Raw genomic sequence first — 369 nt, 5'->3', positions numbered from 1 at the left:
ACTTAACCCGGTACACACGCAGATCATGCCGATAATAGAGGCCATGATCGCCATCTGCTCGGGACTGCGGCACAAACGCCTTGCGGTTGCTGCGGGGATAATCAGTAGCGAAGAGATAATCAAGGCGCCAACAAACTTCATACCCACGGCGATAACTAAACCAATCATCAGCATGATCAGCAGTCTCATTAGTGAGATATTCACCCCTTCAACTGCCGCTAACTCTTCGTTTACGGTGCTGGAAAGCAGTGGTCGCCAAAATGCCACTAACAGCAACATTACTACCGCAGCGCCCATATAAATAAACATGACGTCGTAGTTATTCACCGACAAAAGGTCACCAAATAGGTAGCCCATTAAGTCGATACG

At 48.2% G+C, this 369-nt stretch carries 1 protein-coding gene; it reads right to left on the bottom strand.

Going from position 1 to position 369, the window contains the following annotated elements:
* Window positions 1–369 (bottom strand): iron chelate uptake ABC transporter family permease subunit (locus AB4585_RS28560; RefSeq protein WP_372172149.1); only part of this gene is annotated, 369 nt, incomplete at both ends.

Origin of the sequence: Vibrio sp. 10N.222.49.C9 (assembly GCF_041474985.1) — a bacterium.
Taxonomy (GTDB): Bacteria; Pseudomonadota; Gammaproteobacteria; order Enterobacterales; family Vibrionaceae; genus Vibrio; species Vibrio crassostreae_C.
This window is presented reverse-complemented; position numbering and strand designations above follow the sequence as displayed.